14 protein-coding genes and 2 pseudogenes are annotated in these 13,258 nt (G+C 72.3%); 9 read left to right on the plus strand and 7 right to left on the minus strand.

What is annotated here, in order from left to right; translation table 11 throughout:
• Positions 1 to 36 precede the first annotated feature (36 nt).
• From ACQPY0_RS21775 to ACQPY0_RS21785, 3 genes are all read left to right on the plus strand, one after another.
• Entirely contained in the window at positions 37 to 1,062 is a 1,026-nt protein-coding gene (locus ACQPY0_RS21775) for an arabinan endo-1,5-alpha-L-arabinosidase (RefSeq protein ID WP_432991652.1), read from the plus strand.
• Between the two features lie 1,017 nt (positions 1,063 to 2,079).
• The gene (locus ACQPY0_RS21780; protein WP_432991654.1) at positions 2,080 to 3,639 is read left to right on the plus strand and encodes a pectate lyase family protein; all 1,560 of its coding nucleotides are present in this window, start codon (positions 2,080 to 2,082) and stop codon (positions 3,637 to 3,639) included.
• Between the two features lie 306 nt (positions 3,640 to 3,945).
• Complete coding sequence (locus ACQPY0_RS21785) at positions 3,946 to 4,941, plus strand: hypothetical protein (RefSeq protein WP_432991656.1); 996 nt, start codon at positions 3,946 to 3,948, stop codon at positions 4,939 to 4,941.
• A gap of 7 nt (positions 4,942 to 4,948) precedes the next feature.
• Here ACQPY0_RS21785 and ACQPY0_RS21790 read toward each other — a convergent pair whose 3' ends face one another.
• The 3 genes and pseudogenes from ACQPY0_RS21790 to ACQPY0_RS21800 all read right to left on the minus strand — a co-directional run.
• On the minus strand, positions 4,949 to 5,830 hold the full coding sequence (locus ACQPY0_RS21790) for an ion transporter (protein ID WP_432991658.1): 882 nt from the start codon (positions 5,828 to 5,830) through the stop codon (positions 4,949 to 4,951).
• A gap of 54 nt (positions 5,831 to 5,884) precedes the next feature.
• Positions 5,885 to 6,010 (minus strand): hypothetical protein, encoded by a 126-nt coding sequence (locus ACQPY0_RS21795; RefSeq protein ID WP_432995960.1) that lies wholly within the window; start codon positions 6,008 to 6,010, stop codon positions 5,885 to 5,887.
• 146 nt (positions 6,011 to 6,156) lie between these two features.
• Positions 6,157 to 6,393: pseudogene (locus tag ACQPY0_RS21800) on the minus strand (oligopeptide/dipeptide ABC transporter ATP-binding protein); the annotation flags it as partial.
• Here ACQPY0_RS21800 and ACQPY0_RS21805 point away from each other — a divergent pair.
• Entirely contained in the window at positions 6,331 to 6,495 is a 165-nt protein-coding gene (locus tag ACQPY0_RS21805; RefSeq protein WP_432995962.1) for a hypothetical protein, read from the plus strand. The pseudogene ACQPY0_RS21800 and the gene ACQPY0_RS21805 sit on opposite strands and share 63 nt — an antisense overlap.
• On the opposite strand, the gene ACQPY0_RS21810 is transcribed toward ACQPY0_RS21805, so the two are convergent.
• On the minus strand, positions 6,456 to 6,812 hold the full coding sequence (locus tag ACQPY0_RS21810) for an ATP-binding cassette domain-containing protein (protein WP_432991660.1): 357 nt from the start codon (positions 6,810 to 6,812) through the stop codon (positions 6,456 to 6,458). The genes ACQPY0_RS21805 and ACQPY0_RS21810 overlap by 40 nt on opposite strands.
• On the opposite strand from ACQPY0_RS21810, the pseudogene ACQPY0_RS21815 reads away from it, so the two are divergent.
• Positions 6,751 to 6,986 (plus strand): annotated as a pseudogene (locus tag ACQPY0_RS21815) (hypothetical protein); the annotation flags it as partial. The gene ACQPY0_RS21810 and the pseudogene ACQPY0_RS21815 overlap by 62 nt on opposite strands.
• 93 nt (positions 6,987 to 7,079) lie before the next feature.
• On the opposite strand, the gene ACQPY0_RS21820 reads toward ACQPY0_RS21815, so the two are convergent.
• Positions 7,080 to 8,111, minus strand: a complete 1,032-nt coding sequence (locus tag ACQPY0_RS21820) for a fatty acid desaturase family protein (protein ID WP_432991662.1) — start codon at positions 8,109 to 8,111, stop codon at positions 7,080 to 7,082.
• 210 nt (positions 8,112 to 8,321) lie between these two features.
• Between ACQPY0_RS21820 and ACQPY0_RS21825 the strand changes: the two genes are divergently transcribed.
• From ACQPY0_RS21825 to ACQPY0_RS21835, 3 genes are all read left to right on the plus strand, one after another.
• The gene (locus ACQPY0_RS21825) at positions 8,322 to 9,623 is read left to right on the plus strand and encodes a sensor histidine kinase (RefSeq protein ID WP_432995331.1); all 1,302 of its coding nucleotides are present in this window, start codon (positions 8,322 to 8,324) and stop codon (positions 9,621 to 9,623) included.
• Entirely contained in the window at positions 9,575 to 10,210 is a 636-nt protein-coding gene (locus ACQPY0_RS21830) for a LuxR C-terminal-related transcriptional regulator (protein WP_432991664.1), read from the plus strand. Before ACQPY0_RS21825 ends, ACQPY0_RS21830 begins: the two co-directional genes overlap by 49 nt.
• Before the next feature lie 154 nt (positions 10,211 to 10,364).
• Entirely contained in the window at positions 10,365 to 10,592 is a 228-nt protein-coding gene (locus ACQPY0_RS21835) for a DivIVA domain-containing protein (protein WP_432991666.1), read from the plus strand.
• Positions 10,593 to 10,758: 166 nt separating this feature from the next.
• On the opposite strand, the gene ACQPY0_RS21840 is transcribed toward ACQPY0_RS21835, so the two are convergent.
• Positions 10,759 to 11,142 (minus strand): hypothetical protein, encoded by a 384-nt coding sequence (locus tag ACQPY0_RS21840; RefSeq protein ID WP_432991668.1) that lies wholly within the window; start codon positions 11,140 to 11,142, stop codon positions 10,759 to 10,761.
• Positions 11,143 to 11,181: 39 nt separating this feature from the next.
• On the minus strand, positions 11,182 to 11,760 hold the full coding sequence (locus ACQPY0_RS21845; protein ID WP_432991670.1) for a class I SAM-dependent methyltransferase: 579 nt from the start codon (positions 11,758 to 11,760) through the stop codon (positions 11,182 to 11,184).
• 458 nt (positions 11,761 to 12,218) lie between these two features.
• Between ACQPY0_RS21845 and ACQPY0_RS21850 the strand changes: the two genes are divergently transcribed.
• Positions 12,219 to 12,746 (plus strand): hypothetical protein, encoded by a 528-nt coding sequence (locus ACQPY0_RS21850; protein WP_432991672.1) that lies wholly within the window; start codon positions 12,219 to 12,221, stop codon positions 12,744 to 12,746.
• Positions 12,747 to 13,258: the final 512 nt, after the last annotated feature.

Here is a 13,258-nt window from a genome sequence, read left to right on the forward strand (position 1 = left end):
GAATGTGTGAGCGCTCACATTCGAGGAGATACCGCCATGTCCCTGCTGAGATCCCGGCGCCTGTGGCTCGCCGCGGCCACCGCGGCCGTCCTGGTCACGGGCACGGTCGCCGGCGTGAACGCGACGGCCGCCACGGCGCCGGCCCCGCTCGCCGCGCCGACGAGCCCGCCGGCTTCCTACCCGAACCCGGGCGTCGTGACCGGCAACACCGCCGCGCACGACCCGTCCGCGGTGAAGACGCCCTCGGGCGGCTACATCGTGGCGTACACCGGCGCCAACATCCAGCTCAAGACCTCGTCGGACCGGACCGCCTGGCGCAACGCCGGGGCCGCGTTCCCGAGCGGGGCGTCCTGGACGCTGCCGTACACCGGCGGCAGCAACCAGCTGTGGGCGCCCGACATCTCGTACCGCAACGGCCAGTACTACATGTACTACGCGGCCTCGACGTTCGGCTCGAACCACTCGGCGATCTTCCTGGCCACGAGCCCGTCCGGCGCCGCGGGCAGCTGGATCAACCGCGGCCTGGTGATCGAGACCACGACGTCGAGCAGCTACAACGCGATCGACCCGAACCTGGTCGTGGACGCGTCCGGGGGCTGGTGGCTGTCGTTCGGCTCGTTCTGGACCGGCATCAAGCTGATCCGGCTCAACCCGTCGAGCGGGCTGCGGGCCGACAGCACGGTCACGTCGATCGCGCAGCGCACCGGCTCGTCGACGGCGATCGAGGCGCCGTACATCTTCCGGCACGGCAACTACTATTACCTGTGGGTGTCGTTCGACCTGTGCTGCCGGGGTGCGTCGAGCACCTACCGCATCATGGTCGGCCGCTCCACGAGCATCACCGGCCCGTACGCCGACCGCAACGGCACCGCGATGACCTCCGGCGGCGGCACGCAGATGCTCGCCACGCACGGCTCGATCCACGGCCCCGGCCACCAGGCGGTGCTCGCCGACACCGACGCCGAGGTGCTGTTCTACCACTACTACAGCAACTCGGGCGCGTCCTACCTCGGCATCAACCTCGTCGGCTACGACAGCGCCGGATGGCCGTTCGTCTACTAACTCGCGGCGCACCCGCGGCACCTGGAACCGCTACAGCCCAGCCCGCAACGCACCATGACACCGGGTCGCTGTCGCCGGAACCCTATTCACGGTCCGGGCGGCACAGCGTCAACGACTGGAACCAGTAGCCGCGTTTACGTTCCGGGCCAGTCGCAGGGGCGCCTGCCCACGCGCTGCCCAGCGCCCCTCGCAGCTCGACCACGCCCAGAAGTCGGCGACCCTAACCGCCAGCAACTCCGACCCGGCGATACTCAACGTGACTGGCGGCCCGACGACGAGCGCGGATACCCGACAGTTGGATTACGCGACTATGCCATTCTCAACCGCCGGGACCGCCGTTCGCCGTCCGGGACGGTCACTGGGCACGATGGAGGGCGCGCTCGCCGGTGTCGTTGCCGGTGCGGGGGGAGCCGGGTCGGCCTTCGACGCGGCGACGGACTGGACGCGAGCCCTGACGCCCCGACCTGCGCCTGGCCGCGTACCCCCTGGCCTGTGCGGTGACGTCCCACGCCGCCGGCGGCCGGGTGGTCTTGGTGCTCGGGGGTCCGACGGCTCGGTCCGCCGTTTCGACGCCGAGGCTGCCACGCCGTTGGTGCAGGACGAGGTCGGCGTCCACCGGGTCGCGGCCTACACCGTCGCGGGTCGGCAAACCTGTGGTGCTACGACGCCGCCACCTTGGCGCCGGTCGCGGAGCCGGTGATCTGGACTCGGTCCGGTGGACGGCCGTACCGCCCTGTTCGTCGCCGCCGGGAATTCCATCGGCCGCTTCGACGCGACGACCGGGGAGCCCTGGCTTGCCGGGTCTTGACGCCGAAACCCTTTAGGTAAGGCCTTTCCTGCAACTGGTTGCAGGAAAGTTTCACGGCGAAAATGCCGCATATCCGGACACCGGCTTGCCTTGTCGATAGACGTAGCTCTATTGTCGCGGGCTGGAAAGCGCTTTCCTGATGCGCCGTCGCCGCCGACGACGGCCCGGGAACACACACCCCCAAGCGCTATGACGAAGGTGAGGCGAGGATGAGGCGAGCAGTCGTATGGCGACTCCTGCCGGCCGCGGCCGCGATGGCCGTCGGTGCCGGGGTCGTGGTCGTGCAGTCGATGCCGCAGGCGTCGGCCGCGACCGGCGGCGTGACGGGCTACGCGACCCAGAACGGCGGGACCACCGGCGGGGCGGGCGGGCAGACCGTGCGGGCCACCACCGGCACGGCCATTCACCAGGCCCTGTGTAACCGGGCCAGCAGCAGCACCCCGATCATCATCCAGGTCGAGGGCACGATCAACCACGGCAACACGACCAAGGTGTCCGGCAACAGCTGCAACACCGCCGCCGACAAGATCGAGCTCAAGGAGATCAGCAACGTCACGATCCTCGGGGTGGGCAACGGCGCGGTCTTCGACCAGCTCGGCATCCACATCCGGGACTCGAGCAACATCATCATCCAGAACGTGACGGTCCGTAACGTCAAGAAGTCGGGCTCGCCGACGTCCAACGGCGGCGACGCCATCGGCATGGAGAGCACCGTGCGCAACGTCTGGGTCGACCACGTCAACCTGGAGGCGTCCGGCGGCGAGGACGCGGGCTTCGACGGGCTGTTCGACGTGAAGGACAACGTGCAGTACGTGACGCTGTCCTACAGCACGCTGCGCAACTCCGGCCGTGGCGGGCTCATCGGCTCCAGCGAGAGCGACCTGTCCAACAGTTTCATCACGTTCCACCACAACCTGTACAGCAACATCGACTCCCGCACGCCCCTGCTGCGCGGCGGCACCGCCCACATCTACAACAACTACTACGTGGGCCTGACCAAGTCCGGCATCAACTCCCGGGCGGGCGGCAAGGCGCGGGTCGACAACAACTACTTCAAGGACTCCGCGGACGTCCTCGGCACGTTCTACACCGACGCGGCCGGCTACTGGCAGGTCAACGGCAACATCTTCGACAACGTGACCTGGTCGGCGAAGGCGAGCGACAACAACCCCGCGGGCCCGAACCCGACCTCCAACACGAGCGTCAGCATCCCGTACTCGTACTCGCTCGACCCGGCCAGCTGCGTCCCCGACGTGGTGAACCGCACGGCGGGCGCGAACAAGGGCCTGCAGGTCTCCAACGGCAGCTGCACCCCGACGAGCCCGACCGTCGGCCCGACCACGCCGAAGCCGACCAGCGCCGGCCCGACGGCCCCGGGCTCGCCCACGCCCACGCCGACCACGGGCGGCACCAACCTGAGCATCGGCGCCGGCTCGGACGGCTCCAGCAAGGCCAGCGGCACCAGCTACGGCGACGTGCGCGACGGCGACATGAACACCTACTGGTCCCCGAACGGCACGACCGGCTCGATCTCCATCAAGTGGGGCTCGGCGACCTCGATCTCGCGGATCAACATCCGCGAGGCCTCGGGCGCGACGGGCAACATCCGCAACTGGCGCGTGCTGAACGGCGACACCGGCGCGGTCCTGGCCACGGGCACCGGCGCGGGCGTCGTCACCTTCACGAAGACGTCGATGAAGAAGGTGACGTTCGAGATCACCAGCGCGACGGCGACCCCGAGGGTCGCGGAGTTCGAGACGTACGCGTAACCCGCACACCCCGCCCGCCGGCCCGGCGGTCGCCACACCGGCGACCGCCGGGTCATGCGGCTGCCGGAGCAGCGGTGGGCCGGGCCGTGCGGGCCCGTGTCGCAGAACTCGGCGATGCGCCGTGCCATCTCGGTCATGCCGGCATCGTCGAACCCTGCCGCCGGGGCAGGGGCAAGCGTTGCGGCGGCTGCGGTACCGATCGTGTTGCATTTCTCACGGGGGCGGCGCGTGCCCGGGCGGTGGGCGGCGGCACACGCAACGATGGGGCCGACACCCCGATCGCGACGCCCCTTGGAGGACACCCGCTTGGCGGATGCAGTGACGCCGCGGTGGCAGCAGGTCGACGAGGCGGTCGAGTCGCTGGTCGCGGTCCTGGCGTCGGCGGCTGCCCGGGCCGCGGACCGCAGCCGCAAGCGACCGCGGGGCCGCGCCCGGCCCAAGGGCCGCGCCAAGAGCACGCGGCGGCACCTGGCCGAGGTCATCCGCTCGTACCGGCTCGCCCCGGGCCGGCGGGTCGACCGCAACATGGTCGCCGCGCTGTTCACCGGCCACCGCGAGCTGATCAGCGACCCGGTCCTCGTCGTCGCCGTCGCCCGCGCCTGCGCCATCATCTCGGGCCGCAAGCTGACCGCGAAGGAGGCCACCCGCCTGCGCGCGGCCAGCACCAGGATCGCGACGCTCATCGCCCGCGCCCAGGCCGAGTCCGCCCGAGCCCAGGCCGAGTCCCGCATCCAGGCCAAGTCCGCCCGCGCCCAGGCCGAGCCCGCCCCGATCGCGGCCGCACCGCCTCCGATCCTGCCCGCCCAGCCCACACCTGCCGCGTCGGCCCAGTCCGAGCCCGAGCCTGTGTCCGCCCCGGCTGAGCCCGCGTCCGTCCCGGCCGAGCTGGCGTCGGCCCGGTCCGAGCCCGTGTCCGCCCCGGCTGAGTCCGTGACTGTTCCGGTCACGGTTCCCGCGTCCGTTGCGGTCCCGGTTCCCAGGAACGATTCCGATTCCGCTGGGTTCCCGGCACCCGCGAATCCTGTCGCGTCCCCGCCGAGGCCCAGGGCCAAGACTCGTCCGGGCGGTCCGGCCCGTCCGCACGGCAGGCGCGGAAAGCGGTCGAAGGCGCGACGGCGCAGGCGTCAGCGGTGGGTGGCCGTCACGGCCGGCATCCTGACCGCGGTGGCGATCGGCGTCGCGGTGTGGGCGGCGGGCGGCGACACCCCGTCGAGCGCCTGCCGGCCCGCGGCGCCGGCGAGCGCGCCGCCGCCGTCGCGGCAACCGCAACCGTCGGCGACGCCCTGCGAACAGCAGCCCTGAAGCGGGGCTAAGCGTCGACGGAAACGCGGACAGGGGCGGCGGCGGGTGTTGTCGGTTCGGGGGCGGTCTGCGAGAGGGCGTACTCCCGCTCCAGATCGTCCAGGGCCGCCCGCAGCACCGCGAGGCGCTCCTCCATCCCGGCCCGGGCCGGCGGGGGCGGCGCCTTCTCGACCTGGTGCGCCTCCTGCAGCGCGTTGAGCACGACACCGACCAGGAGGTTGGTGAGCAGGTACGACGCGGCGATCATGTACGACAGGTAGTACAGGATCCCCCACTGCGTGACCTCGCGCCCGGCCTGCAGCGTGTCCGTGATGCCGTCCAGCGACAGCAGCAGGAACAGCGTCAGCATCGCCTGGCCGACGGTGCCGTACTGCTCCGGGTACGCCTTGCCGAAGACCATCCAGCCGAGCATCGCGTAGCCGTACAGCACCAGCACCGTGATGAGCAGGAAACTGCCGAGCCCGGGCAGGCTGCGGCGCAGGCCGAGCAGGATCACCCGCAGGCTCGGGAACAGCCGGAACGCCCGCACGATCCGGGCCAGGCGCAGCAGCCGCAGCAGGGTGACGTTCTCGCGCACGCCCGGGATCAGCGGCGCGAGGATGATGGCGAGGTCGAAGAGGTTCCACCCGTCGCGGACGAACCCGCCGGGGCGGGGCAGGTACGCGCCGAAGCGCACGAGCAGTTCGAGGGAGAAGCAGGCCAGGAAGGCGTACTCCAGAAGGTGGAAGACCGGCCCCGCGGACGCGACGAACCCGTGGTACGTCTCCAGGCCCAGGGTCAGGGCATTGAGCATGATCACGGCGAACGAGGCGGCGTTGAACCACGAGGCGGCGACCAGCGTGCGGCACGCGGCCGCCAGCCGGTCGACCTGAGTCGGCGTGCTGTCCACGGGGCGCGAGCCTACACAGCGATCGTCCAGGAGGCTCAGCGACCCGGGCCAGGCTCACCGTACCGCGTTGCGCCAGATGACCTTCTTCGGCGTGACGCGGATGACGACCCGGTCGTTGTCGGCGTTGATCCGGGCCCAGCGCACGCTCGCCTCGTCCTCGTGCAGGTACTTGAGCAACACCGGACCATGCTTCGGCTCCTTCGACGGGCTGGGGGACGTGGCGGCGACGGGGCCCGGCCGAGCGGGCTGTTCGCCAGCTCCTCGCTGAAGTGGCAGGCGGCGGACTGGTCCGGGCCGGCCGGGCGCAGCGGCGGCCGCTCGGCCCGGCACCGCTGCGGCTGCCCGAGCCGGGTGTAGAGCCAGCAGCGCGGGTGGAACGTGCAGCCGGTCGAGGGCGTGATCGGCGACGGGAGGTCGCCGGTGAGCATGATGCGCTCCCGCACCCGCTCGGTGTCCGGGTCGACGACCGGCAGGGCCGAGACCAGGCCGCGGGTGTACGGGTGCGCGCACGACTCGAGCAGCGCCCCGGCCGGCGGCTCCTCGACGATCCGGCCCAGGTACATCACCGCGATCCGGTCGCTGACGTCCCGCACCACCGCCAGGTCGTGGCCGACGAACAGGTACGTCAGGCCGAGCCGGGCGAGCAGGTTGAGCACTGCGCCTGAATCGACACGTCCAGCGCCGACACCGGCTCGTCGAGTACCAGGAACGACGGGTTCACGGCCAGGGCGCGGGCGATCGCGACCCGCTGGCGCTGGCCGCCGGAGAGCTGGTGGGGGTACCGCTGCGCGAGGTCCTCCCGCAGGCCGACGAGGTCGAGCAGCTTCCGGACCCGGGCCGGGCGGGCGCGGGACCCTGCGCCGCGGCGTCGAGGCGCTCGTTCCCGGAGCGCTTGCGGTCCTGCCGGCGGGGGAGCGGTGATGGACGACGACGCCCTGCTGCGGGAGGTCGAGCGGCGCCTGCTGTGGCTGGCCGTGCGCATGGTCGACGCCGCCAACCGCGAGCGCGCCACCGGCGACGGGGTGAAGGCCGGCGGTCACCAGGCCTCGTCGGCCTCCCTCGTCACCGTGCTCACGACGCTGTACTTCGCCATCTCGGCCCGAACGACCGGGTCTCGGTCAAGCCGCACGCCTCCCCGGTTTTCCACGCCATCCGCGACGCCCGCCGTGGTCCGGACCGTGACTCCCGTGGCCTCACCGTCCGCGGACAGTAACGGTCCAGACCCCGCACCGGCGGCGCCGCGCGCGGATCAGCGCGCCGCGTGCGCCGCCCGGGCCGGCTCCCCGACCTCGTGCAGATACCGCAGGGCCTGCCGGTACGACTCGATCAGGCCGGTCTGCTCGTAGGTGACGCCAATGCTCGCGCAGTACTCCTGCACGATGGGCTGGGCCCGGCGCAGGTTCGCCGACGGCATGCCCGGGAAGAGGTGATGCTCGATCTGGTAGTTCAGGCCGCCCAGCGCCAGGTCGGTCAGCCGGCCGCCGCGGACGTTGCGCGACGTGAGCACCTGGCGGCGCAGGAAGTCCTCGTCGCCCACCGGGTGGGGCATGCCCTTGTGGTTGGGGGCGAACGTCATGCCCAGGTAGACCCCGAACAGCGCCTGGTGCACCAGCAGGAAGGCGACGGCCTGCGCCGGCGTCAGCACGAGCAGCAGCGCCGAGAGGTACGCGGCGGCGTGCAGCAGGAGCAGCGCGATCTCGATCCCGGGGCGCTTCACCGTGCCGTTGCGCAGCGCCTTGACGCTGGACACCTTCAGATCGATGGCCAGCAGCGTGAGCAGCGGGAAGAACAGCCCAGCCTGGTGCCGGGTGATGAAGGCGGCCAGCCCCCGCCGGCCCACGGCCGACTCCGTGGCCCAGATGAGCACCTCGGGGGCGACGTCCGGGTCGAGGTCGTCGTGGTTGGGGTTGTTGTGGTGGCGGGTGTGCTTGTCCATCCACCAGCCGTAGCTCATGCCGATGCCGAGGTTACCGGCCAGTAGCCCAGCGAACGCGCTGGGCCGCTTGGTGCGGAACACCTGGCGATGGGCCAGGTCGTGGGCGACGAGCGCGAGCTGGGCGAAGGCGACGGCGAGCAGGACCGCGGTCAGCAGCTGCCACCAGGACGGGCCGACAAGGACGAACACCGTCCAGCCGCCGAGGAACAACAGCGTGACCAGGCTCAGCCGGGCGAGATAGTAGGCGGGTCGCCGCCGCATCAGCCCTTCGTTCGTAATTCGGCGGGCCAGCACGGCGAAGTCACTGCCCGCCGGCGCTCGCGGCGGTGTCGTGGTGGTCGTCATGTCGGTATTCCACCCTCCCGCGCGCGGGCCGTCAGGAGCGCCAGCTCCTCCGCCGTGGGGGTGCTAGCACCACCGTCGGTTGTCCGCAGGGCCGCCGGCACCGCCGCTGGGCTGGATCGACGCTGGTACCGCCGGCCCCGCCGGGAAGCCGGATGGCTGCTGGCCCCGCCGTGGGGCCGGGCCGGCCGCTGGCACAATGGGTCCGTGAGCATGACCGGAGCCGTCGCGCGGGCGGGTCGCCGGGCGGGCCGGGGCGGCCGCTCGGTCCTCGACGGCCTGGCGTCGGTCGGCCTCGCGGTCACCAACCTGCCGCTGCTGGTCGTCTCCATCGTGGTGCTCGCCCTGGCGCCGGTGCCGTTCCTCGGCCTGGCGCTGGTGCCGTGGACGATGAGCCTGGTCCGGATGCGCGCCAACCTGGAGCGGCGCCGTGCGTCGCGGACCGGCGTGCTGGTGACCTGCCCGTATCACCCGGCGCCGGAGCGGGCCGTGCCCGGCGGCTGGCAGCGCTTCCGGTGGACGGTGACGGATCCGGCCACCTGGCGCGACCTCGCGTGGCTCGCGCCGGGCGCGCTCGTGGGGTGCGGGTTGGGGCTGATCGGCGTCCTGGTGCCGCTCTACGGGCTCGCCGGCCTGACGCTGGCGCCGGTGTGGATCTGGCTCGGCACCGGGTGGTACGGCTACGGCTCCATCTGGTCCGTCGACTCGATCGTCGTCGGCCTGCTCTGCGTGCCCCAGGGCGCGGTCATCCTGGCCGGCGGCCTGTCGGTCGCGCCGTGGCTGCGCCGCGTCGACGCGCACTTCGCCCGGCTGTTCCTCGCGCCGACCCGGACGGCCGAGCTGCGCCTGCGCGTCACGCAGCTGACGGTGACCCGGGCCGACACGGTGGACGCCCAGGCGGCGGAGCTGCGCCGTATCGAGCGCGACCTGCACGACGGCGTCCAGGCCCGCCTGGTCTCGCTGAGCATGGTGATCGGGCTCGTCGACGAGCTGCTCGATCGCAACCCCGCCGGTGCCCGCCGGCTGCTCGCCGAGGCGCGGGAGTCCAGCGGGGCGGCGCTGGTGGAGCTTCGGCATCTCGTCCGCGGCATCCACCCGCCCGTGCTGGCCGAACGCGGGCTCGGCGGGGCGGTCCGCGCGCTGGCGATCGGCCTGCCCGTGGAGATCGCGGTCGAGGTCGACCTGCCGGGCCGGCCCGACACGCCGGTGGAGTCCGCGGCCTACTTCGCCGTCGCCGAGACGCTGACCAACCTGATCCGCCACAGCCGTGCCCGGCGCGGCTCCGTGATTCTGCGCCACGCGCACGGGATCCTGAAGATCGTGGTCACCGACGACGGGGCCGGCGGGGCCGACCCCGCGTCCGGCTCCGGTCTGCGCGGCATCGAGCGCCGCCTGGCCGCGTTCGACGGCACCATGACGCTGTCGAGCCCGCCTTCGGGACCCACCGTGATCACCATGGAGCTGCCGTGCGTGTTGTTATCGCCGAGGACCACGCCCTCCTCCGTGATGGACTGACCAGGCTGCTGCAAGCCTTCGAATTCGACGTCGTCGCGGTCGTCGACAACGGGCCGGCCCTGCTGCCGACGCTGCTCGAGCACCGGGCGGATGTCGCGGTCATCGACGTGCGCCTGCCGCCGACGTTCACCGACGAGGGCCTGCAGGCCGCGATCGCCGCCCGCGCCCGCGTCCCCGGCCTGCCGATGCTGATGCTGTCCCAGCACGTCGAGCCGCTCTACGCACGCGAGCTGCTCGCCACCCCGTACGGCGGCGTCGGCTACCTGCTCAAGGACCGTGTCTCGAACATCGGCGAGTTCATCGACGCCGTCCGGCGCGTCGCCGGCGGCGGCACCGCCATGGACCCGGAGGTAATCTCGCAGATGCTCGCCCGCCGCGAGCCGCTGGCAGCGCTCACCACCCGCGAGCGCGAGGTGCTCGGCGAGATGGCCGAGGGCCGCTCCAACTCGGCGATCGCGGTCAAGCTTCGCATCACCGAGAAGGCCGTGAGCAAGCACATCAACAACATCCTGACCAAACTGGACCTGCCCCCGTCCGACGACGACAACCGCCGCGTCCGCGCGGTCCTGACCTACCTCAACGCCTGACCAGCCGCCGGCCGGGCGTCGTCCTTACCCGAGCCGGCCTGATCGCCGCCCGCGGCCTTGGTCCGGGCGTGGCGGTGGGGTGTCCTTGCGTGGGTCGGCTGACCCTCCGCAGTGGGCGGGTGTGCTCCGGCCGCAAGAGGCGCACACTCGTGGTATGAGGCAGTTCACGATCGAGTTCCATGGCTACGACCGGGCCGAGGTCAACACGTTCGTGCAGAAGACCAGCGACGCCGTCGCGTCCGGCGACCCGGCCCGGCAGGCCAGGGCCCGGGCCGACGCCCAGGCGGTCAGCTTCCACGTGGTCCTGCGGGGGTACAACCGCCAGGAGGTCGACCACTACCTGCGCCGCATCGCCAAGGGCCAGCCCGACGACCGGACCTGAACCCGCGATCCGGGCGCGGCCGCAGCGCACGGCTCGCCCGCGCATCAGCAGGGGCCGCGCTCGCCCCGGTGACCCGAGGGTGGCCGGGGAGCCGGGGGCGATGACGTCCACGGTGTGGTTGAGCGTGCCGGCGAAGTGCAAGCGGCCGCTCCGGCCCCGTCCAGATCTACGACGGCCGGTCGGCGTCCCAGCGCTCCTTGAGCACGAGGTGGATGGCGCCGATCGAACCCTCCTCCTCGAACCCGGTCAGCTCCCGCACGACCCGGACGAACCCGTCCGGCACCGGCAGCGCACAGGCACGGCGGAACTGCTCCCGCGCGTGGTCGAGTCCCCGCACCTGCGGCCCGGTCACGACGGTGCCCGCGTCGGCCAGGTGGCCGGCGAGCGTGTCGACCCGCTCGACACCGACCTCAGCCCCGCCGATGTGTTGCCGAACCACCGCCCGCGCCTCGGCCAGCTCGCCGTCGACCGTCAGCCGCTCGCCGGTGGAGAGAAAGACGTTCCAGGCGTTGCCGAACCGGCGTTGGTAGGTGACGGAGACCGGCTGCATGCGCGAAGTCTGGCACAACGACGCCCGGCGCTGGTGCCGTCACGCGCGGCGGGCTCGCAGGACGAGGTCGTGACGGTGGTGGGTACCGGGCGGGGGCGGGGTCGTCCGGGGCCGTTGCCCGTTGGTCACGATCGTCCAGGTGTCGTCCAGCAGGTCGGCTACGTCCTGCGGCCAGTAGTAGCCGGCCTTGTCGAACTCCGCCGGGTCGGGCAGGTCGGACAGGTCGTGGGTGACGAAGAGCAGGGTGCCGCCCGGGGCCACCGCGTCCAGCAGGCCGCGCAGGGCCTTGTGGTCCGGCTCCGGGGCCAGGGGGAAGTACTGGATCGAGACCAGGTCGAAGATGCCCGGCGGCGGGCTGGTCGTGCTCAGGTCCGACTCCGTCCAGGTCACCCGGCCCTCGACGTCCGCCTCGGCCGCGCGGGCCAGGGCCGTCGGGGCGATGTCCATGGCCGTCACCGTCCAGCCCCGCGCGGCCAGCCACAGCGCGTCCGCGCCCTCGCCGCACCCGGCGTCCAGGGCCCGGCCCGGCGGCAGGGCGGCGGCCTCCGTGACGAGTACGCCGTTCGGGTTGCCGCTGAAGAGGCGGTCCTGTGCGCGGTACCTTGCGTCCCAGTCCATGGCGACCAGCGTTGGGTCGCGGACCGGAAACCGCCAAACATCTTTGCCGGAACGGCAAACCCGGGCCGCCAGCGGTCACGCCGGAGGAGTTCGGTGCGCCCTGCGGGACGTTGACGATGAAGTCCACGAACGCGCGGTTGCGGCTGCTGGCCGAGCCGCCGTTGACAGCCGGCTCGCCGATCGCCGCCGAGCTGCCAGTGCCGGTCGTGTACGCCTTCATCAGGAGAGCGAGGCGTGGGGCCGTCAGATAGCCGACATCCTGCTGTCCATCGGCGCTGCCGCCGAGCGGGGTGGCCGAGGCGCCGCGCGAGGCCAGCCGCCCGCCGCTGACGGGCCAGCGCGCCGGGCGGGCCGTCCCCCGCCCAGTGATGCGTGGCATTTCGGCCCGCCGGGGTGGTTTGCCGCCGGTTCGGGTGTGGTAGGGGCGCTGAAGGTCCACGTGTGAGGAGGGACCGGACATGTCACGCAATCGAATCGGCCTCGCGGTCGGCGCCGCGGTGCTCGCCGGCGCCGGTGCGCTGGGTATTCCGGCCGTGGCGAGCGCTCAGCCGAGCCCGTCCCCGCCGAGCCCGGGCTCGACGGCCGGCGCGCAAGACCACGACCACGGGGACATGCTCAAGGGTGTCGAGCACGGCGAGGGCGTCGTGCAGACCGACAAGGGCCAGGTGCACGTGGCCATGCAGGTCGGCACGCTCACCGCCGTCACGGACACGTCCGTCACCGTGAAGTCGGCCGACGGATGGGCCAGGACGTGGAACCTGGGTAACAACCTGCGGGTCTACGAGCAGCGGCACACCCTGCAGCCCAGCGCCCTGACGGCCGGCATGAAGATCCTGGTCGCCGGCACGACGAGCACCAACAGCGCCGGCGGCGAGACGTACACCGCGCGGATCGTACGGGTGCACGAGCACGCCGGCATGCAGTCGCCGGCCCCGGCGACACCGTCCCCGGGCCAGACGTCCCCGTCTCCCGGCACGGGCATGTGACGCGGCATGCCCGCAGGCCCACGCCGCCGTCGACGGCGGTGTGAGGCCGGCCCCGGCCGGCAGGGTTGAGCGGCGAAGACCGCATCGCGCGGGCCGGATCACGGCGATGCCCAGCAGGCCACCCTCGCGGTTCCGGCTGCGCCGCGAGGGCGGCCTGCTGCGCCGCGGGTTGTTCACGCGACCCTGAGCCCGGCGCCGTGTGGTCCCTGATCTGGCCGGGAACCCCGCTCGGCGCGTCCGCCAGGAGATCAGCGCCGCGATGCGAGCCCCGCCGGCCCTGATGGCCGAGCCCACCCACGGCGGGATCGCCCTCATCGCGATCACCGCCACGGCCCGCTATCTCGACGAATACTCCATCTACTCCGCGCGCCCGCGCGCCGCGTGGCCTGCGGGCGCCGGTGTGTGCCACGCCCGCGATCGTCGCGGAGGGAGGCCGGGTCGCGGCTCAGGTCGCACCCGTGCGTTATCGGAAATCGCCTCTTGACCTTGGCGGCGCCGCGTGGGACTTTGTA

The sequence above is a fragment of the Dactylosporangium sp. CA-233914 genome (genome assembly GCF_050942935.1).
GTDB lineage: Bacteria > Actinomycetota > Actinomycetes > Mycobacteriales > Micromonosporaceae > Dactylosporangium.

Bases quoted from the DNA above. Each gene is read 5' to 3' on its own strand.
- ACQPY0_RS21840 (WP_432991668.1), bottom strand. From the start codon at position 11,142: ATGCAGCCGGTCTCCGTCACCTACCAACGCCGGTTCGGCAACGCCTGG.
- ACQPY0_RS21845 (WP_432991670.1), bottom strand. From the start codon at position 11,760: ATGGACTGGGACGCAAGGTACCGCGCACAGGACCGCCTCTTCAGCGGC.
- ACQPY0_RS21780 (WP_432991654.1), top strand. From the start codon at position 2,080: ATGAGGCGAGCAGTCGTATGGCGACTCCTGCCGGCCGCGGCCGCGATG.
- ACQPY0_RS21835 (WP_432991666.1), top strand. From the start codon at position 10,365: ATGAGGCAGTTCACGATCGAGTTCCATGGCTACGACCGGGCCGAGGTC.
- ACQPY0_RS21850 (WP_432991672.1), top strand. From the start codon at position 12,219: ATGTCACGCAATCGAATCGGCCTCGCGGTCGGCGCCGCGGTGCTCGCC.
- ACQPY0_RS21775 (WP_432991652.1), top strand. From the start codon at position 37: ATGTCCCTGCTGAGATCCCGGCGCCTGTGGCTCGCCGCGGCCACCGCG.
- ACQPY0_RS21820 (WP_432991662.1), bottom strand. From the start codon at position 8,111: ATGACGACCACCACGACACCGCCGCGAGCGCCGGCGGGCAGTGACTTC.
- ACQPY0_RS21810 (WP_432991660.1), bottom strand. From the start codon at position 6,812: ATGCGCACGGCCAGCCACAGCAGGCGCCGCTCGACCTCCCGCAGCAGG.
- ACQPY0_RS21825 (WP_432995331.1), top strand. From the start codon at position 8,322: ATGACCGGAGCCGTCGCGCGGGCGGGTCGCCGGGCGGGCCGGGGCGGC.